Annotated in this window: 1 protein-coding gene; it reads left to right on the plus strand. The window is 64.7% G+C overall.

The genetic code is table 11. The features are described from left to right. Positions 1 to 3 precede the first annotated feature (3 nt). On the plus strand, positions 4 to 590 hold a 587-nt coding region (locus tag AWB79_RS37970), incomplete at its 3' end, for an enolase-like domain-containing protein (protein WP_510183486.1).

Genomic DNA, 590 nt, shown 5'->3' on the forward strand with positions numbered 1-590 from the left:
CTCATGTCCACGAACCCGAACGCCACTCCCAAAGTCACCGAATTGCGCGTCGTGCCGGTCGCCGGCCGCGACAGCATGTTGATGAATCTCTCCGGCGCGCACGGCCCGTTCTTCACGCGCAACATCGTGATCCTGAAGGACAGCGCGGGTAACACGGGCGTGGGCGAAGTGCCGGGCGGCGAGAACATCCGCAAGACCATCGACGATGCACGTTCGCTCGTCGTCGGTCAGTCGGTCGGCAATCTGCATGCGGTGCTGAATCAGGTCCGCACGAAGTTCGCCGATCGCGACGCGGGCGGACGCGGCCTGCAAACCTTCGACCTGCGCACGACCATTCACGCCGTCACCGCGCTAGAAGCTGCGCTGCTCGATCTGCTCGGCAAGCATCTCGGCGTGCCCGTCGCTGCGTTGCTCGGCGAAGGCCAGCAGCGTGATGAAGTGGAGATGCTGGGCTATCTGTTCTATGTCGGTGATCGCAACAAGACCGATCTGCCCTACGCATCGGGTGCGGATGGCAAGGACGACTGGGAGCGCGTGCGTACCGAAGTCGCGCTGACGCCCGAAGCGGTGGTGCGCCTCGCCGAAGCGGC

Source organism: Caballeronia hypogeia (genome assembly GCF_001544875.2).
GTDB classification, from domain to species: Bacteria; Pseudomonadota; Gammaproteobacteria; order Burkholderiales; family Burkholderiaceae; genus Caballeronia; species Caballeronia hypogeia.